Here is a 20,406-nt window from a genome sequence, read left to right as displayed (position 1 = left end):
CGTCAAGTTGAGCCATTAACTTGTCATAGTTTGTTTATGTTAAGCCTACCAATACACAATTGGTGATAGTATGAATCGATTGGCGCCGCGAAGCTATAGACAGAAAATACCTGCGGCACCTTGATTTATAATATTGACCGTACTGACGCTCATTAGTGACGCTCAGTATTGAAGCGCATCAATTGTATTTAAATGGAACATGAACTAATCGCTGATTACATTGATTCCACATCGAAACCGCAAATTCTTTATTTGCCAGTCAAGCTGCGCCTGCCATCTTTTATTTTATCTTTTCTGTGCTTGCTGTTATTGAGCCTGATAACGGGTATGGGGCTTACGCCCAGTCTGGCCGCAGAAGCCACATTGCCGGTCGTGAACGAGAATCGCTGGCTGCCACTCAGTGACAAGGTTTTTCAGAATCTGACAACCGACAATGGTCTGCCCGGTGTCGTTACTCAAGCCATTGCTGAAGATCGTCAAGGTTTTATCTGGTTTGGAACGCAGGGTGGCCTGGCGCGTTGGGATGGCTACCGCTTTCAAATTTATCAGCAGAATTTAAAAGATGTGAATGCCTTGCCAGAGAGTTCAATATTGTCCTTGCATATTGATGCTTCTGGTCGCTTGTGGATAGGCACCAACGGTGGCGGGCTGGCGCGTTATGATGCCGTTCACGATCGTTTTGTGCGTGTCCCTGTCGGCAAAAATGGTACTGCTGATGGCACCATATATGATATTGCCAGTGACGGTAGTACGGGGTTGTGGATAGCAACTTCCAGCGGTCTTGATCATTATCTGCCGGATACCGGGCAGGTCAGGCATCTGCGGCATGATGAAAAAGACCCGGACAGTTTGCCCAGCGGTGTCGTCAGAACCGTCATGCAGGATAAAAGTGGAACACTCTGGATAGGTACGCAAAAAGGGCTGGTCTGTCTTGATGGAAAAACCCAGAAACTCAAACACGTGGATTTTACCGGCGTGCTCGCTGAAGACCCCAATATCAGATACCTGCAACAAAGCAGCGACGGCCATATCTGGGTGGGGACGGCCAATCATGGCGTGTATATCATAGACCCTCTTGTCGGCCTCGGCCAGCCCATGTCTACCAAAGCCGCGGCCTACCGCGGTGAAGAATTGCGCGACGATACCGTGACCTTCATCAAGGAAGTGGCCGCAAATCAGATCTGGATAGGCACTGTCAACCACGGAATCGTCATGCTCGATACCAGGCTAAAGCTGATACGGCGCCAGCTCCATGATGCAGCAGCTCCTTTCAGCCTGATTGACGATACGCCGGAATCTATCTTGCAAGACCGCTCTGGCACCATCTGGGTAGGTACCGATGATGGTGTGAGCCGCCACAACATACAGCAAACTGCTGTATTGGCGATTAACGGCGGGGCTGGCGATATCAACCGCATCAGGGATAAAAATGTCACTGCCGTTTTTGAAATGGATGACGGTCGCATCTGGCTGGGTTTGAAAAATAATGGCATACAGATCATCGACCCCGATGCCGCGACGATTACCTGGCTGCGGCCCGATGCGCGACACCTTGGCAATGCACCACCAGATACCGTCATCACCGCATTTACCAGGCCAATCAATCAAAAAATTTATATCGGATCTCAGAATGGCCTGTATCGCTCTGATACCAACGGCCAGAACATGCAGCGTCTGCACTTTGCCCCGTTTGATGCGGTCATGCCCATCAATGCCATCAGCCAGGATGGTGAATTGCTGTGGGTAGGGGCAGAAGATGGTCTGTGGCGCATTGATCTGTCAGGTGACCTGCGCATCACTACAGGCCGGGCGAAGAAGGTCATCAATGATGGCCCTATCGAAGCGCTGGCCTTTGGTGACGATAACCTGTTATGGGTGGGTACGCGTGGCAGCGGCCTGTACCGGCTTGATAAAGTAACGCTGACGCACAAACAATTTCTGGCTGATAAAGCCAATGCGACAGGTATATCATCGAATATTGTCACCAGCTTGTTGCTCGATAAACGCAAACGGCTTTGGGTGGCGACGCTGGGTGGGGGCATCAATATCAGTACGTCGCCACTGGCCAGCAGCAAGCTGGAATTCCAGCAGTTACAGGCGATACACGGCATGCCTAACGATCTGGTCGATGCGCTGGGTGAGGATACCAGCGGAAAAATCTGGGCCAGTACCGATGGCGGCATCGTCGTGATTGATCCTTTGAATTTCAAGGTCAAAACCCTGCAACGTGCCGATGGTGTGGCAAGCTCGACATATTGGGCGCATTCCGGGGTGGTGACAACACACGGTGAATTATTGTTTGGCGGGGTGGGCGGGCTGACCATCGTACGCCCTCCCTTACTGAAGCAGTGGGATTATGAACCGCAACTGGTGTTTACCCATGTCGAAACAGGTGGCAAACCTGACCCCTCATCACAACTGCACAACCAGAATCCATCAACCCCGGTTTTGATACATCCAGAAGGCAATACGGTTGCCGTCGAGTTTTCAGCACTCGATTATTCCGCCCCCACGCTGAACAAATATGCGTACCAACTGGAAGGCTATGATGCTTCGTGGATAGAGGTGGATTCAAACCATCGTATCGCCAGCTACACCAATTTGCCGCCCGGTGACTATAGACTGCGCATTAAAGCAAGCAACCGTGAAGGTCGCTGGGCCAAGCAGGAATTGTCCCTGGCCATACGTGTTTTACCCGCCTGGTATCAGACCTGGTGGTTTGTGTTGCTGATCGTGTTGGCGATTGCCGTCGCTATTTTTGTGCTGATACAAAAGAAAACCAGCACTTTGCTGCGGCGGCAACGCCAGCTCGAAGTGCAGGTTTTATTGCGTACCGCAGACCTGAATACAAAGCAAAGTGAATTGAGTGTCGCCAACAGTGAATTGCTGGCAGCGAATGCCCACCTGAGTATCGCCAATACCCAGCTTGCCCAGACCAACGAAACCATGCGCCTGCTGGGTGAAGTGGGCAGGGGCATCACGGCCATTCTGAATTTTGACAAGTTATATCAATCGTTTCATCAGCATGTAGAAGACCTGCTCGACGCCAGCCGTTTTTCAATTTATCGTCAAAACAGTGGTGCCAGGAAATTTGAACTGGTGTTCTGGCGCGACATGGAAAACCGCCTGGCTGATGAAGATGCTGCTTTACCGGTGGAAGAACGTCATGTGATGGAAGTGGCCAAAAGCGGGCAAGATCTGTTACTGGAAGCTGTCGATGTTGTACAGTCTCAGACCATGGCGAACGGCATGCAGAGCGCCTATTTTGTTCCGCTGTTTGCATCCAATAAATTGACGGGTGTCGCTTGCCTGTATTCAACCAGGCCACATGCGTATGGTGAACGCGAAAAATTGATGTTTTCTACCATCTGTTCTTTCGCCTCTGTCGCAATGGATAATGCCGATGCCCACCAGCAACTGGCGCAGGCCATCGATGCCTTGAAGCATGCGCAGCAGCAGCTCATCTTCCAGGAAAAGATGACCGCCCTGGGTACCTTGACGGCAGGTGTTGCCCATGAATTTAACAACGCAGTCAACTTCTCGCATGTGGGCGCTCAAAACCTGCGGGCAGACCTGGACAGATTTTATACCCTGCTGCTGAACATGGCCGGCAGCGATGCAGATGAAGAAATTATTACCAGCTTTAATGACAGCTTTGCAGGCTTGCAAATGCATTTGAAAAACGTGCTGGATGGCACCACGCAAATTCGCCAGGTTGTGCGCGATCTGCAAACCTTTACGCGCCTGGGTGAATCGGCCAGAAAGCCGGTGTTGATCATCAGCAGTCTATTGGCATCCATCAAGCTGCTGCATAGCCAGGTCAACGAGGCCATCAATATTCAGTGCGAACTGGCAGCGAACCCGATGATAGAGTGTTCACCAGGGCAATTGAACCAGGTTTTCATGAACCTGATTTTGAATGCCTATCATGCTAACAAAGAGAAGCAGGCGAAGACCGGTAATAGTGTTCCGGGCATTCTTATAATTCGCAGTTCACTGGATGGTAACTGGCTGGTGATTGATTTTGAAGACAATGGCATAGGTATCAAACCTGAGCATCTTGGTCGTATATTCGACCCGTTTTTTACCACCAAGGAAGTTGGCGACGGCATGGGTTTGGGCTTGTCCATGTCTTATTCCATCATCAAGGCGCACAAGGGCAATTTCACCGTGCGTTCAGAATATATGAAAGGCAGTTGTTTCACTATCAGACTGCCGCTCAGATCTTAAGCATGACAAGAACTGTGAGAGCTTGCTTTCATTGTGCATGAAATTTAATTTTTCAAATGAATCCATGTCGGGTAGAAAAAATACTCAAACCCAAGACACATTTGCCATACGTGGTAGATAGCCAAAAATTTTATTCGAGAAAATTTCCTTTATTTATTCCAGCACGGCAATTGATCAATACAGGGGGTGATGACGTTGCCCCTATTAAGCCTCCTTCCTGTTTGTACGCTACCTATACGTTGATTGTTTTCGCTATTTTTCGGGGCAGGCTGACACAGAAAATCAATGCGAAATTGCTTGTCGTTACGCTTCAAAAATAAGTTTTCTGTTGCACTTAATTTATTTTTGAAGCGTCACATCTTCGTAATAACTTTCTACTATATTTGGTAACGCCTGATGCGCCGCTGCCAGTCAATGGTTGTCGCACACCGAAGGCTATGCATATTTCACAGCTTCAGCCTGAGGAAAAAAAGCATGACCCGAATGGAAGATTTTTATAACGCGATCCCGAGTTCAGCAACTTGCAGGCGTGATGCCTGTCATGCTGATGTGTGTGGTGTCATCATGCGTGTCATGAACAAAAATAAATTTTTGTTCGTCACCGATAATGTGCATTTCCGTAAATGTAATCTTCTTGATGGCAATGGCTAAGCTGCGATGAAAGCCATGTCTCTCTTCAGAAAAAATCACCTGCTGATGTGTTGTCTGGCAGTGCTACAGTTTTCGCTATGCGCACTTGTGTATGCGGCTGGCAATAACAAAACTGCTGCCGCGACAGGTGGCGAGCAATTGTTCAGTCAGCATTGCATGGGGTGCCACAGCGGCTTTCTGGGCAGCCGTGCGCCTTCCAAGCAGGTGCTGGCAAAATTCCCTCCGGGTTCTATAGTCCATGCGCTGACTGTTGGTTTGATGCGGGTGCAGGGTTCGCCCTTGAGTGGTGAGCAGCGCCGCATTATTGCGGAATATCTGACCGGCAAGAAACTGGATAATAATCTTGTTTTAAAACCACAGAGCAAGTGTAAAGACAATCCGGCCATGCCTGACCCTGAAGGTGAGCCGCAATGGAACGGCTGGGGTAACGGGCTTGCCAATGCGAGCTTCCAGTCAGAAAAAAATGCGGGGATCAATGCAGACAGTGTCAAAGATCTCAAGCTGAAATGGGCTTTTGGTTTTGCCGATTCTTTTTCTGCCTGGTCGCAACCGGTGGTGGCATCAAACCGTATTTTTGTTGGCAGCCAGGCTGGTATTTTTTATTCGCTATCTGCACCGACAGGCTGCGCCTTCTGGCAATTCAAGACTGAGGCAGGTGTGCGTGGTGCGGCCAGCATTGTTGAGTTCAGTAAGCAGGCGCAGATACAGCACAAGACCAGATTCGGTGTCCTGTTTGGTGATATGTCAGGCAATGTCTATGCACTCAATGCCGCCACCGGAAAACTGTTGTGGAAGGTGAGAGTTGATGCGCATCCCAAGGCGCGTATCACCGGTTCACCGACCTTGTTTGAAGATCGCTATTTTGTACCCATGTCTTCATGGAGTACCGTGGGTGAACCTGGTGAAGACTGTTGTACCTTTCGCGGCAGTTTAAGCGCGCTGGATGTGTCAACCGGCAAGATCCTGTGGAAGACCTATACCATCCCGGAAGAGGCCCGCCTGCTCGACAACGTGACGCCGCAAGGCAAGCCTATCTGGGGGCCGGCAGGCAGTGCTATTTGGTCGCCACCGCTGGTTGATGCAAAGCGGCAACTGGTCTATGCAGGCACGGGCAATAGTTATACCGGCGCACCTGTCAATTCTGATTCCATGATCGCCTTTGACATGAAGACCGGCAGCATACGCTGGACCAGGCAACTGACGCCCGATGATGTCTGGGTGCCAGGCTGCAAGAACGATGATGCTTCCCGCTGCCAGGTACACAGCGGCCCCAATTTTGATATTGCCAGCCCGGCCATGATGGTCAGCGCCAAACAAGCTGCGGGTGGTGAGCGTGATCTGATCGTCGTCGGTCAAAAATCAGGGGTCGCTTATGCGCTTGACCCTGATCAGAAAGGTGCCATTGTATGGCAGTACCGTGTTGGTGAAGGTGGTACCGGTGGCGGCATCGTCTGGGGTTCTGCCACATTGGGGGCTACAGTGTATTTCCCGCTGTCAGACATGACGTCGCCGGTGCCCGGTGGCCTGCATGCAGTTTCAATAGAAACAGGGCAGGCACGCTGGGTGGCTGCACCTGGCCCCTTGCTGTGCGGTTCGATACGCTATGGCTGCAATGCTGCGCAGCCGGTGGGCATTAGCGTGATTCCCGGTGTGTTGTTCGCGGGCAGTGTTGATGGCGGTTTTCGTGCTTACTCAAGCGAAAACGGCAGCCTGTTGTGGGAATACGATACCAACAAAAAATTTCAGACAGTCAATGGTGTTGCAGCAGAAGGCGGTTCCCTGATTGGTTCGGGGCCGACTATTGCCGGGGGGATGGTGTTTGTCAATTCTGGCTATGGCACAAATGGTGGTCGGGCAGGGAATGTGCTGCTGGCATTTTCAATTCATTAGATCGTAAAATTTAATTTGGAACTCTCATGCTAGAAGTCAGTGCAGTCAGAAAAACTTTCTCCTTGAAGCAGGACAAGAAGAAAGGGGAGGGGAATATCGATCCCCGCGAAGAAGGCGATTCTTTCCATGCCCTGCGCAAGGTCGATTTCAGTGTGCCAAAAGGTACCATACTTGGTTTGCTGGGCGCCAATGGTGCGGGTAAAACCACGCTGATGCGTATCCTTGCCACGTCCCTTAAACCGACATCGGGCACGGTCAAATTGTTAGGATTTGACAGCGTCAATGATGCCAATGAGGTCCGGCGGCGCATAGGTTTTTTATCAGGCAATACCGGCCTGTATAACCATCTTAATTCAGAAGAGTTATTGAATTTCTTTGGCCGCCTGTATGGCATTCCCAAGGATGAACTCAAGTTCAAGATTGAAACGCTGTTTGAAGAACTGGAAATCAAGGAGTTCTCACACCGTCCCATCGGCACTTTATCCGCCGGGATGAAGCAGCGCATTTCGATTGCCCGCAGCCTTGTGCATTCGCCTGAGTTCATCATTTTTGATGAGCCGACTACCGGCCTCGATGTACCCACCGCGCAAATTGTCTTGAGCTATATCGAAAAATGTAAAAGCTCAAGCAAGTCTGTCATTTTTTCCACCCATCACATGCATGAAGTAGAAAAGCTGTGTGACCAGGTGGTGCTCATACACAAAGGCTTGCTGCGGTTTTCTGGCACGGTGGCGCAAATGAAGTTGCAAACCAACTGCAACCATCTTGATGATGCCTACCTGAACATTACCGGTGAAGATATGTCAAAAAAAGCGCATTACATTGATGCTGGGCAACGTACACCAAGCTTTGCCGGGGGTGGCATATGATGAATATCATCTCCACCATCTTCTGGAAAGATCTGCGCGAAAACTTGCGTGACAGGCGCAATATCATGCGCATGTTTCTTTTGCCTTGTTTTCTGATTCCCATGATGGGGCATTTCTTTTTGCAGTTTGCCGACAGCCATAGCGAGAAGCTGGACAAGAATATTCTTGACTATGCCATCATCGGTGAGCAATACCTGCCAGAGCTGGCAAAGATGTACGCCGATGAACCCACGTTCCATCGTGTGAATGTTGCCGAAGACAAGATCAATGAAGCCATCCGCGACAAGATCATACGGTTTGCCGTCAAGATCCCTGAAAACGCCAAGCAACAATTAAGCAGTGGTGAACGCCTGGGTGTTAGCTTTGTGTTCTATCAATCTGCACCAAGCCATGGCCTGGTCAAGGACAGGGGCACGGCCCCCTTGCAGGCTTACAGCCAGAAGCAACGCGACTGGCGCCTGGCCTTTCTCGGCGTCAGTGGTGAAAGTGCAAGGTCGGCCTTGCTCGACCCGGTGACCTTTGATGTCGTCAATATCGCCAGCGAGCGGGAACGCATAGGCCATAACCTGGGCACCATCATGGCTTACCCCTTGTTCATCATCTGTTTCATGGGCTGTGCATTTACTGCGGTAGAGCTGGCGACAGGCGAGAAAGAAAAGGGCACGCTGGAAATATTGGTCATGCTGCCAATCCCGCGCACCTTTATCCTGATAGGGAAATTCCTGGTCGTGTTTGTGCTGGGCCTGTTGTATTCCACGCTCAGCATGCTCAGCCTGGCTGGCTGGCTCATCTTTGAGGGCATGAATTCATCAGATGCGTTCAAGACTGTACTGACACAGATAGGCGTTGGCGACATCATGCTGGTCTGGCTGATGCTGATCCCGGTCACGGCGGTGTTCTCGGCCATATTGCTGGCGATTTCCATCTACGCCAGAAGTTACCGCGAAGCCAATTCCCTGAGCAGCATTGCCAACTTCCTGGTGGTGGTGCTGGCGACGGCGATATTTATTCCCGGCGTCAACCTGACCTGGTTCTGGTCGATGATCCCTGTTTCCAATGTCGGCCTGGTCATTCGTGAATTGATCAAAGGTACCTTGTCTGACTATCTGATGATTTTGTCGATATTTGTCACCACCCTGGTGATTGGCACTGCGGCCTTGCTGTTTTCGGTTGCGTGGTTCCGAAAAGAAAGTGTCATTTTCCGGGATTGATTGTTGTTTTCAGAGGCACTAGTGCGCTCGTTTTTATTGTACCAACCTGCTAAGGAGAAATGCGATGTCGAATTTTGATGAAGAAGATAAAACTATTTATAAAGTTGTTTTGAACCATGAACAGCAATATTCCATCTGGCCAAAAGACCGGGAAAATGCACTGGGCTGGTTTAACGAAGGCAAGACAGGCACAAAGCAGGAATGCCTCGATCATATCGATACCGTCTGGACAGACATGCGCCCGCTCAGCCTGCAAAAGCAGATGGCCCAGGCACAAAACTAGGAGACGGACATGACCAATCTCGTTGAGAAATTATCCAATGGCCAGCATGCAGTCTCGCTCATCCGCTATAAAAACACGGCTGACCTGAAAGAAGCCATTGACCGTGGTCTGGTTCTTGTCAAGTTCACAGAAACCCAGGGTGGTACAGAACTGGGTGTGCAACTGGATAAAGATGCAAAGGGCATAGACTTCGACAGCGGAAAAATCGAATTGACCGGTTCATTGACACTGGATTACCAGCCAGTCATCTGCACCGTCAATATTGATCTTGAAACTTTGAGTGGCCAGGGTTCATTGAAGCTGGCTGAGCCTGCATAAACTCATTTGAAATTTTTAAAAACCTGACTCGTTAAGATAGCAAGCATTGGAGAATACCTTTATGCATACGCCAAACCGCAACTGGGCAATGTACATCGCCATCTTCAGTGCGTTGTTCTTGGGCTTTTTCAGCGCCTTCAGCCAGGCCGCAGCGCCAGGCAATGAGGCGCTGCTGGGTACCTGGCAGGGCAAGCTGGTGATCAATCCGTCCACCAGCCTGACGATACAGTTCATCGTCAACCGCAATGCACAAAACAAGCTTTCGGCAGTGTTGAATGCACCTGAAGAAGCAAACCTGCAAAACATCGCGGTGAATGCCTTCAGCCTTAGCGGTGACAAAGTCAGCTTTGTCGTTGATGAAGTCAATGGTAAATATGAAGGCAAGCTCAAAGACGGGAAAATGACCGGCAAGTGGAAGCAGAACGGGTCGTCCTTTGACCTGGGCCTGGTTCCCCTGGTGAAAAAGAAAATCCCCGCAGAAACAGTCGCTTATCTGAATGGGCCCTGGAATGGTGTGTTGAGTATTCCACAAACAGAGAGAAAGCTGAACCTGGTCATCAACTTCAAGGCAGACAGCGCAGCGGATAGCGGCATGAGTGCAACCATTGACAGCCCCGATCAATCAGTATTTGGTATCGCCGTCGAAAGTGTTTCGCTACAGGACGGCACGTTGCGTGTGAAGGTACTGCGGCCAGAAATGAGCTTCGCCGGCAAAGTGGAAGGCAATCAGCTGGTCGGTAAATGGACACAGGGCGGAGATGCGCCATTGACCTTTAATAAAGGCAAGTTCCAGGCCGCTGGTTTGGTGGTGGATAAAAATATACGCGACAAGCTCAATGGCAACTGGTACGGCAAGTTCAGCAATGGCATCGGCATTGCACTGAAGTTCAAGGACAATAAGCCTGGCAACTTCACTGCGTCGCTGGATAGCCCCTACGAGGGTCGCAAGGGCGTGCCTATCACTGCAATCAGCCTGGATGCAGACAAGGTTTCCATACGCATTGACGGTGTAGGTGCTACCTTTAATGGTACCCTGACGCAAGATTCCATCAACGGCAAATTCTCAGCCGAAGGCCAGGACAGGAACCTGAATTTTTCGCGTGGTGAATATGTCCCAGAGGTAGCGCATGTCCCCACCGATCTTGCCAAGAAACTGCTCGGTAAATGGGAAGGTAAAACTGCCAATACCTATATGATATTGCGTTTCCAGCTCAATGACAAAGGTGAGCTGATTGCCTTGCAGGATATTCCGAATCGTCAGCTGTTTTCATTGCCGGTATCTGATGTGACGCTGAAAGGCGAAAACATCAGCCTGACGGTCAAAGGTATTGCGGCTGAATTCAAAGGCAAGGTTTCTGAGCAGCAAATTAGCGGTGACTGGACAATGCCGAGTTTGCAGTTTCCTTTGAAGCTGAGCCGCGCAGATAAATAAATTTATCTCCAGGCCATGAACACATAGGTAAGCTCCCCATAACCTCATGTGATGCCGTGAAAGTATTGTCTCTCAATCAGGCTGTCTATGATTCTTGTCGCAAGACAGCCTGACTCCCAACCGCCCCATCTACAAAAATCTTCATAAGACCATGATTTTTTTTGCCGCCATTGTTGCTGCAAGGTGATCACATGCGGATTCGAAATTCATGGTGCATTAGCGATGCTGTCGGCTGGTGAATTTATCTTCATGAACGAAGTGAATGGACGCGTATCTATTCGCATTTATTGCTTTCAGATAAATTTAAAAAGAAAAGATTTTAAGAAATTATTTTCAAAAAAATATTTCTTAATTTTCTTTGAAAAATTGATGTTGTTTGTGCCTAAAATTTTTGCAAAAACGTCATATCATCGTAATATCTTTTAGCTATATTTGGATCTGGTCAGTACGATGATTTTTGAAAAATATCACGCAAGAAATGGCCTGGTGTAAATCAGGGATTTGAATAATTTTTTGAATTGTCCTGAATCAAAAAATTGCCTTAAAAAGTTTTGCATCATCGCAGCAACAGAACAAACGCGCGTCTCTTTCAAGAGTATGTGGTCTTTAATATTTGTTTGCTAAAGCAGAGCGGTCACCATGAAAACCAATTTACTGACGACGGTAGATAATATCGAGCTCAAGTACGGATATGTGAACAGTGATCCCGAAAAACCCTGGGTAGTTCTGGTGATTCCGTTTGGCCTTGAACTAGCCCTTGCAAAGCCTTTCTTTGAATTTTTTCAGTCCCATTACAACATCTGTACATGGGAAAATCGTTCCGTACTGGAAAACTCTGACCGCAGCTGTCAGGTGTCTGAATTTTCAATAGACCGCCATGTATCCGACATGATTGCCGTGATGGACGCGCTCTATATTCATGATGCCATACTGGTTGGTTACTGCTCGGGTGCAGGCATTGCGCTGGCAGCGATTAATCTTCAGCCGAATCGGTTCACACAACTGGTGTTGGCGCATGGCGAATACACCATGCTGGCAGAGAAAAAATATGTGACGCAGTTTGCTTCAGACATGGATGTCTTATTGTGCCTGGCTGCCAGCAATGATGACAGAGCCAAGCTGGTATTTGACAAGATACAGGGCGAGCGATTCGATGTGGATCTGAACCGCCCGGCAGGGCTTGACCAGCCGTTTAGCGATATCCGCTTCCTGAGGCGCTATGCGAAGAATTATCTCGCCTATAAATCCGTTGACTTCGAACAACTGGCAGCGGAGGTTGTTCATCCAACCCTGCTGATGGCGGGTGGCAAGGATATGCAGGTCAACATTGAGAGTTCGCAGAAAATTCACGGCCACATCAAAAATTCCACGATGTTTGTCGACCCCGACGCTGATCATTACGGCGTACTGACCAGGGATTCAAACACCATGATTGCTATCTGGAATCACGTTTTCGAGAACGCGTATGAGCGTAATTATGGCAGACAATATTCATAAAATATTCAAGCAGCGCGTTGCGGAAAACCCGGGCGGTGTTGCGCTTGTCTATGGCGAGAAAAAATTCAGCTATGGCGAGCTGGATCAGCTATCTGACGCCCTGGCTGTTCGCCTCGACCACCAGGGTGTGCAGACGAATGATATCGTCGCCTTGCTGCTGAACCGTTCGCCGGAAATGATCATCGCCATGCTTGCTGTTCTCAAATGCGGGGCAGCCTATATGCCGCTTGAGAAGAACAATCCTGTTGCGCGCAGCGTTTACTGCCTGCATGCGGCAAAAGTCAAACTGATGATCAGTGACCGTGACTGCAAAGACCTGGAAACCGCAGACAGGACAGTCTATCGCTTCAGCCATGATGCGTTGAACGATGACACCGGTGCATGGCAAGAGAAAGTGTTTTCCAGTGAAACGCCGGCCTACATCATGTTTACTTCGGGCACGACCTCTGAACCGAAAGGTGTTGTCGTGCCGCACAGGGCCGTGACGCGACTGGTCATCGATACCAACTACATCTGCATAAAGCCAGATGACGCGATACTTCAGTTTTCCACACAAAGCTTTGATGCGTCCACCTTTGAAATATGGGGCGCATTGCTGAACGGCGCGAGCCTGGTTTTATATACCGGCGCCGTGCTGGACCCCAATCTTTTCAAGCGTCATATCACCGACTACAACATCACCATACTCTGGCTCACGGCTGCCTTGTTTCACCTGTTTGCCGACAAATATATGGATGCCTTGCGGCCAGTAAAAATATTGCTTGCCGGCGGCGATGTCTTGCACAAGGCCGCGGTAAGGAAAGTCATTGATGAAATTGATGGCATCAAACTCATCAATGGTTATGGCCCGACAGAGAACACCACCTTTACCTGCTGTCACGTGATGACCAGTGACAATAAACCGGAAGAGACGGTTGCCATTGGCAGGCCTATCAGTGGCACCGAGGTTTTCATCGTCAATGAAGAGGGCGAGCAAGTCAAACCAGGCGAAACAGGCGAATTATATGCTGCTGGCCGTGGTGTCGCACTTGGATACCTGAATGCCAAACCGGGTGAAGGCCCGTTTTTTTATGATCGCCGTCTTTCTGATGGCTTGATCTACAGGACCGGCGATCTGGTCAGGCAGAACCAGCAAGGATTTATTGAATTCATGGGACGTCAGGACAGCCAGGTAAAAATCAGGGGCTACCGGATTTCGCTTGAGGAAATAAAGGCACACCTGATCGACATCCCGGCGGTGAAAGAAGCTGTCGTCAGCTGTCAAAAATCAGATGGCGGCGATCAGCTTCTGGTTGCGTACCTGCAAACTGAAGAAGATCAGGAACTGGATGCGAAAGCGGTACGCACATACCTCAGTGCGCGCGTGCCGCCTTACATGATTCCAGACAAGATATCGATTGGTACCACTATGCCTATTACCCAAAACGGCAAGGTCGATAGCAAGAAGGTTTTTTCTACCACTGTTTAATTTGGAGCTGAGCATGAATCAGGCAGAAATAAAGGACGTTATTGTTTCCTTATTCAAAGAGAGTGAAAATTTCAAGAGCATAGGCTTGGACGATGATTATTATGCGCTGGGCGTGTCTTCACTCACTATCGTAGGTATGCAGATCAGAGTCGAAGAAAAGCTGGGCATCACAATAGACACCAGTCAATTGATGGCTCTGGCGACCATGAATGAGTGGGTTCAAGCCTACGTTGAAAAATCCAGGGAGTTGGTTGACCAGGCGTAAGAAGGTGGCGTTATTCACGGACTTACTTACATAGCGTGTTTGTTAATTACAAGTCGGAGCATAAAAGTGAAAAAACAATTTAGTTTATCTGAAGCTGAACTGAAAGCATTTAGAGAAAATGGCTTTGCCGGCCCCTTCGATGTCTATGAACCGGGGGAGATGACAGAAACTTACAAGAAACTGCGGGCTGAAATTTTTGACCGCAGCCACGCTGTGTACAATCTTGAACATACGAGTTTGCTGGCTGGTTATGACCGCCACCTCGATATCGACTTTTTCAGCAAGCACATCATGCGCCGCCAGATACTGGACAAGGTCGAAGGCATACTTGGACCTGATCTCTTGTGCTGGCGCTCAGAAATGTTCCCAAAATATCCTGGCGATGAGGGCACAGACTGGCATCAGGCAGATACATTCGGCCATGCCTCGGGTCAACCACAGGTTGTCTGGCCCATGCAGGAAAACTTTGGCGGTGCCATCACAGTCTGGACAGCCGTTACCGATGCCGACAAGGAAAACGGCTGCCTGCGTTTCATTCCTGGCACGCATGAAGAAATGTTCTATGACGAAACCAAGGAAATGAAATATTCGCCAGAACAGATCAACAAGCTGGAAAAGAATGGCTCCAAATTGGGCTTCTTCGGCTATGACTACCGTAACTTGCAGAAAGACCCTGATTGGGTCCCTGATGAATCAACAGCCGTAGCCATGGAAATGAAGGCCGGTCAGTGCGTGATTTTCTGGTCTACCCTGATGCATGCATCTTATCCTAACACCACTACCAACAGGACACGGCTTGGTTTCACCGCGCGTTATGTACCTGCCAGCGTGAAGATCTATCCAGGTACTGAAACCATAGAAGAATACGGCAGCACGCTGTCGCTGAAGAATTATGGTGTGGTACTGGTGTCTGGCAAAGATGATTTTGGGCACAACCGCATCATAGACAAAAACATGCGCGGCCTGGAATTTGCTTGATGGAAAGGCTGGAAGATTCGTCTGCCAGCCTGAAACCGCTTTGATTTTGAACGACAAAATGTCCTGACGACTACTATGCCTGAATCATCAAGCCGTTCCCTAACGCCATCTTTTCCACTTAACCGGGCACAGCATCGTTTGTGGAAAATTGAGCAAATCGCTGGCCAGAAGTCAAAGCCAAACGAAGTGCTATGTGTAGAAATTGAGGGGAACTTTTTGCGTGACAGCCTGTTTGACGTCGTCAGGACCATTGTCGGGAAAAACCAGCAATATCATTCGAAATTGCTGGTGCAGGATGGCGCAGTGTCATGGTGCCCCGGCGAGCCAGGGGACGTCTCGATAAATGAAATTGCAATAACACTTGCCCGAGATGGTCAACTGGGAGAAAACAGGCTTGCCATCTGCATTGATGACATCTACCAGTTTGAACGAGCCTATGAGTTCAGACTTGAACTTGAATGTCCTTTGAGAATAAACATCGTTTTCGACAGCGCTGCCTGCCTGACGTATCTGTTACTTAGTTTTCACCCTGTCGTGATGACGAGAAAACAGCTGGATATCATCTTTCATTTGATAAAAGCAGGTTGGGCTGGTGTTGACGAAAAAGAGCGATTGCCATCAACAACAAAAATATACGCCAAAGGCAATGGTGAAGGAGGGATCAATCACCACGCAAGTTTGCTATCACGCGAGCTGCAAAATTTCCCGACTGACCGCAAGCGCGATTTGGTAAAGAATTTTGTCAGTCATAGATATGCATTCAGCATCAGTAAAGAACAATATGCGGCCCTGGGCGATATCCTTGAGGACGCCAGCCAGCAAAAGCATCTGGCTGTCTTTGCCTTGTTTGCGATTGCAGCCGCACGCTATGCACAACAGAAAAAAATCTGCATTGGCATGCTTGACTGTAGCGCCTGCGACGACGATACACTCGCCACACCAAACATATCTACACTGTTTGATCATACGCCTGTCTTAGTAGAGCTGATCAGCACCCTGACTTTCGCAGGTTTTGTTTCTTCCCTGGTGAAGAAATGGCAGCTCGCGTCAGTAAATGTCCCTGTCGTGCTGGAATCACTGCTGGATGAAATCAGCGTGGCACATGCCATGAGTTTTTCACCGTTTTGCCAGATTGCCTTTGAATATGGTGAACAGACAGAGCAGGCAATGCAGCGCTTTCAGTCTGGAGTCGCTGGCATCCGGCGACATTACCCGCAGGAAGCGGCTACTTCCTTTTCGCATAGCGAAATTGAATTCATGGCTACGCTTTCCAGTGATGGGCAACTGGACTGTGTCATCGAATATTCCGCAGCGCTTTTTGAAGCTGCGACCATAGAACGCTTTGCCGGGCATTTCAATCATCTGCTTCAAAGCGTGCTTGATCATCCAGATGCAAGTCTTGCCGATGTTGACCTGATGACGCCTTCCGAGCGTCAAAAATTATTGCGACTTGATGCAAATCAGACTTTCTATCCATCGCTCACGCTGGATGCACTTTTTGATGCGCAAGCTTTACGTACACCTGAAGCGACTGCCATTATTGAGCAAGATACCCGTATCAGTTTTGCCCAGCTGTCGCGCATGGCGGCACGACTGGCGACGCAACTGGTTTCTGAAGGGATTGTCGCTGGCGATAGAGTTGGTGTGTACATGCCGCGCTCCGCTGACTTTGTGGTCAGTGTCCTCGCCATTTTGCGTTGCGGTGCGGCTTATGTGCCGCTCGATGCGCAATTCCCCTTGGAGCGTGTCCAGCATATCGAGCTTGATGGCAAGCTTAAATGCGTACTGCACCGCGACAATGAGAACGCACTCCCGCACTGGAAACATATACGATCACTCTGCCCTGATGACGAGGCGGCCGCAGCGGGAGCATCCTTTTCTTCGCCATTTCGAGACCATCAGGCAACGGACGCCGCCTATGTGATCTATACCTCCGGTTCCACTGGAAAGCCCAGAGGTGTTATCGGTAATCACAAAAGTGTGGTCAACCGTGTATTCTGGGCGAAAGAAGCTTTGGCACTGGATGAGCATGATATTTTTTGCATGAAGACCAGGATCGCTTTCGTCGATCATGTCGCAGAGATGTTCCAGGCCCTGCTGACAGGGCAACCTCTCGTTATTATTTCGGATGCAGAATTGTTGAACGTCAGTGCGTTCATTGGTTTGTTGGACAGGCATCAGGTCAGCCGTCTTACCGTGGTCCCTTTCATGCTGACTGCCTTGCTGGAAGAAAAAAAATTTTCTGGCCTGAGCAGACTGAAATCGATCATCTGTAGCGGTGACGTGCTCAGCTTTGGTTTGGCCAGACGTCTTTTCAGAGTCTTGCCTAAAACCCGGCTTTTCAATATCTACGGGCTGACTGAAACCGGTGCAGACAGCAGCTGTTATGAAATCCCTTACGAACCCGGCGTTGAACTGGCCGATTTTTTCATGAAATCGCAGCAGGTGTCTTTGCCTGCACTGGCACAAGGGTCTCACGATAATTTGCCGCCTGCCAGTGAAGACCAGCCAATCACGATTCCACACATCAGTGTGAATGAACTGAAAAAGAACTTCCTTGATTCGCAAGTCCCGGTCAATGCACTTTCTGTCGATGAATACCTTGCCTGGCTCAATACAGACGTCTTGCCTTATAGCGTCAATGTCTCATCGAAAAAATTCATTGGTCACATGACTTCTGCCTTGCCTGATTTCATGTCTGAAATGAGTGCACTGGTCGCGCGGCTCAATCAAAACATGGTGAAGGTAGAAACCTCCAAAGCGCTTACCTTTCTCGAACGCCAGTTACTGGCGATGCTGCACAGGGCTTTCTTTGACGATGCCCATGCCAGCTATGAGGACAGGATACAAAATCCCGATCATGTCTTTGGGCTGGTGGTCAGTGGTGGCAGCAGTGCCAACATTACTGCAATGTGGAATGCCAGAAACCGCGCACTTTTGAATCTTGGTTATAGCAAGGCAGACATCATTCAATATGGCGCATTTGAATTATTAAAGCGCAGCGGCTATGAAGGTTTTGCCATTATTGCTTCAGGGCTTGCCCATTATTCCATCAGAAAAGCCACCTCCCTGCTGGGCATTGGCGAGCGCAACTTGCTGGTCCTGAAGCAGGATGCCAGGCAAAAAGCGGATGTGGCCGACCTCGAATTGAAACTGGCGCAGTGTCAGGAAAAACGTTTGCTGGTCATTGCCATCATCGGCATTGCCGGTGCGACAGAAACCGGCACCATAGACCCTATCACCGACATGGCAGCAATTGCGCGCCACCATCGCATTCATTTCCATGTGGATGCAGCATGGGGTGGGGCGATGGTATTTTCAAAAAAATACAAAGCCTTGCTTAAAGGGATAGAAGACGCCGATTCCATCACGCTTTGCCCACACAAGCAGTTATATGTCCCGCAGGGTATCAGCGTCTGCCTTTTCAGGGATTCGCAATCGATTCACGCCAGTTCCGTCCAGGCGGTGTACCAGGGCAGGCAAGGCAGTTTTGATATAGGCCAATATACGATAGAGGGTTCCAGGCCGGCGATTTTCCTGTCATTGCATGCGATGTTCCATATTGTCTCCCGGCGTGGCATTGCTGCGCTGGTAGAGCAGGGCATAGAAAAGACGCGCTATCTGGCCGATGTACTGAACAGGCATGAGGCGTTCGAGCTGGTTGGCACACCTGAAATCAATATCCTCAACTATCGTTATATTCCACGCAGCCTGCGCCATAAAAAACGCTTCTCGGTCGAAGAAAACCGCGAGATCAGCAAAGCGATCGTGAGCATACAGGAAAAGCAATTTTTGCAAGGCAAGACCTTTGTTTCCAAGACCGATATCCTCAATGAAAACTATTGCCCTGAGAGGATGACAGTTTTCCGCGTCGTCATCGCCAATCCCCTGACAACGCTGGAAGATATTGAGGACAACCTTGTCAATCAGCTGGAAATCGCAGACAGATTCATAGAAGACAGTTTGCAACTGCATGCCAGGGATCAAGCGGGTGTTTTTCACCAATCCCTGCGCCAGCAACTGGACATCATGGACCGTTATCATGTCCCGATTGGGCAATCCATCGCCAATACAGAAATACTGGTCCTGGATGAGGCACTGCGTTTATTGCCTGTAGGTATAGTGGGTGAAATCTATATAGGTGGTGATGGCCTGGCCAATGGCTATGTTAATGAGGCTGATACGGCAACGGCTTTTGTGCCTCACCCTTTCAAGCCCGGTGCAAGGCTGTTTAAAACCAGTGACTTTGGTCGCCGTCTGCCCAGCGGGGATATTGAATATGTCGGACGCAGGGATCAGCAAGTCAAAGTACGTGGCATGCGCATAGAGCTGGGAGAAATCGAAGCCCATATCTGCCAGTTGGGCATGGTCAGTCAATGCCTCGTCCTGGCAGAGCCCAGGGATGCAGACAGCAGTTTGCAGGCTTTTGTCGTGCTTCACGATACGGCTTCTGCCAGCGCATTTTCTGAAAAGACGATACGCAGGCAACTCATTGCATCGCTGCCTTTATACATGGTGCCAGAAACCCTGCATATCGTGGATGCCTTGCCACTGACCGCAAGCGGAAAAATCGACAGACAAAAACTCAAGTCGCAATACGAAGGACAGATACGCCAGCCATCCAGCCAGATACCTAGCCTGACCGAAACGAAGTTGCTGGAAATGTGCGAACACATCCTTGATAGAAAACAACTGAGGACGACAGATAATTTCTTTGAGATCGGTGGACATTCCCTGGCAGCGGCCTCGCTACAGCGTCAGATAAAAGACGAATTCGCGGTCGAGTTGAGTTTTCACTCCCTGTTCGTGCAACCGCGCCTGGAAGACATCGCTTGCATGATAGACGAAATTCAGTGCGAGCTGATTTGACCATGACCTTGACCCGGGCCTTAACTTTGATCCAGGGCGCGGTCCTGTAGCCAGCACATCTGCGTATCAAATACTTTTCAGAAGCGCCCGCTATATGGCGTGGGGTTTTGTTTGTGAGGAAATGCGTTTTTACTTTGGCAATTTTACTTTCCACTAGCTATTGATGAAATGCGTTCTAGATAGATCTGGAAACTGACAGAATGGTGGAGAAAAGATGATAGAGAACGAAGCGTTTAGTGTAGAAGCTGCTGGAACCGCAAAAACAGAGACAAGCGCCCGCGCCCACTTAAAAGAAAAGCTGCGGCAACATAAAGCCAACACCAGCGCCAACCGTGGCGTACACAGCCCCATCCTGCCGCGCAGCAGCCGGGAAGCAGAAGGCCAGCCAGAAGAAGCCGTCCTCTCCTACGCCCAGCAACGCCTGTGGCTCATGGACCAGCTCATG

Annotated in this window: 14 protein-coding genes; all 14 read left to right on the top strand. The window is 49.6% G+C overall.

The window, feature by feature from the left end:
* The first annotated feature begins 192 nt into the window (after positions 1–192).
* Positions 193–4,230: a two-component regulator propeller domain-containing protein gene (locus ACO0LH_RS27510; RefSeq protein ID WP_422944349.1), complete on the top strand. Its 4,038-nt coding sequence runs from the start codon at positions 193–195 to the stop codon at positions 4,228–4,230.
* A gap of 474 nt (positions 4,231–4,704) precedes the next feature.
* On the top strand, positions 4,705–4,881 hold the full coding sequence (locus ACO0LH_RS27505; RefSeq protein ID WP_422944348.1) for a hypothetical protein: 177 nt from the start codon (positions 4,705–4,707) through the stop codon (positions 4,879–4,881).
* A 15-nt stretch (positions 4,882–4,896) separates the two neighbouring features.
* The gene (locus tag ACO0LH_RS27500; protein WP_422944347.1) at positions 4,897–6,771 is read left to right on the top strand and encodes a PQQ-binding-like beta-propeller repeat protein; all 1,875 of its coding nucleotides are present in this window, start codon (positions 4,897–4,899) and stop codon (positions 6,769–6,771) included.
* Positions 6,772–6,797: 26 nt separating this feature from the next.
* The gene (locus ACO0LH_RS27495) at positions 6,798–7,640 is read left to right on the top strand and encodes an ABC transporter ATP-binding protein (protein ID WP_422944346.1); all 843 of its coding nucleotides are present in this window, start codon (positions 6,798–6,800) and stop codon (positions 7,638–7,640) included.
* Positions 7,637–8,851, top strand: a complete 1,215-nt coding sequence (locus tag ACO0LH_RS27490) for an ABC transporter permease (RefSeq protein WP_422944345.1) — start codon at positions 7,637–7,639, stop codon at positions 8,849–8,851. Before ACO0LH_RS27495 ends, ACO0LH_RS27490 begins: the two co-directional genes overlap by 4 nt.
* 64 nt (positions 8,852–8,915) lie before the next feature.
* Positions 8,916–9,134 (top strand): MbtH family protein, encoded by a 219-nt coding sequence (locus ACO0LH_RS27485; RefSeq protein ID WP_422944344.1) that lies wholly within the window; start codon positions 8,916–8,918, stop codon positions 9,132–9,134.
* A 9-nt stretch (positions 9,135–9,143) separates the two neighbouring features.
* The gene (locus tag ACO0LH_RS27480) at positions 9,144–9,452 is read left to right on the top strand and encodes a hypothetical protein (RefSeq protein WP_422944343.1); all 309 of its coding nucleotides are present in this window, start codon (positions 9,144–9,146) and stop codon (positions 9,450–9,452) included.
* A 61-nt stretch (positions 9,453–9,513) separates the two neighbouring features.
* On the top strand, positions 9,514–10,884 hold the full coding sequence (locus ACO0LH_RS27475) for a hypothetical protein (RefSeq protein ID WP_422944342.1): 1,371 nt from the start codon (positions 9,514–9,516) through the stop codon (positions 10,882–10,884).
* 639 nt (positions 10,885–11,523) lie between these two features.
* Entirely contained in the window at positions 11,524–12,381 is an 858-nt protein-coding gene (locus ACO0LH_RS27470) for an alpha/beta fold hydrolase (protein ID WP_422944341.1), read from the top strand.
* The gene (locus tag ACO0LH_RS27465) at positions 12,350–13,849 is read left to right on the top strand and encodes an amino acid adenylation domain-containing protein (protein WP_422944340.1); all 1,500 of its coding nucleotides are present in this window, start codon (positions 12,350–12,352) and stop codon (positions 13,847–13,849) included. The genes ACO0LH_RS27470 and ACO0LH_RS27465 overlap by 32 nt, the downstream gene beginning before the upstream one ends.
* Before the next feature lie 13 nt (positions 13,850–13,862).
* Positions 13,863–14,114, top strand: a complete 252-nt coding sequence (locus tag ACO0LH_RS27460) for an acyl carrier protein (protein ID WP_422944339.1) — start codon at positions 13,863–13,865, stop codon at positions 14,112–14,114.
* A 66-nt stretch (positions 14,115–14,180) separates the two neighbouring features.
* A complete protein-coding gene (locus ACO0LH_RS27455; protein ID WP_422944338.1) occupies positions 14,181–15,092 on the top strand; it encodes a chlorinating enzyme in 912 nt (303 codons plus the stop codon).
* Positions 15,093–15,167: 75 nt separating this feature from the next.
* Positions 15,168–19,961: an aminotransferase class V-fold PLP-dependent enzyme gene (locus tag ACO0LH_RS27450; protein ID WP_422944337.1), complete on the top strand. Its 4,794-nt coding sequence runs from the start codon at positions 15,168–15,170 to the stop codon at positions 19,959–19,961.
* A 214-nt stretch (positions 19,962–20,175) separates the two neighbouring features.
* The coding region (locus tag ACO0LH_RS27445; protein WP_422944336.1) for a hypothetical protein at positions 20,176–20,406 on the top strand (231 nt) is incomplete at its 3' end.

This window comes from Undibacterium sp. TJN19 (assembly GCF_049339485.1).
Classification (GTDB): domain Bacteria; phylum Pseudomonadota; class Gammaproteobacteria; order Burkholderiales; family Burkholderiaceae_D; genus Undibacterium.
This window is presented reverse-complemented; position numbering and strand designations above follow the sequence as displayed.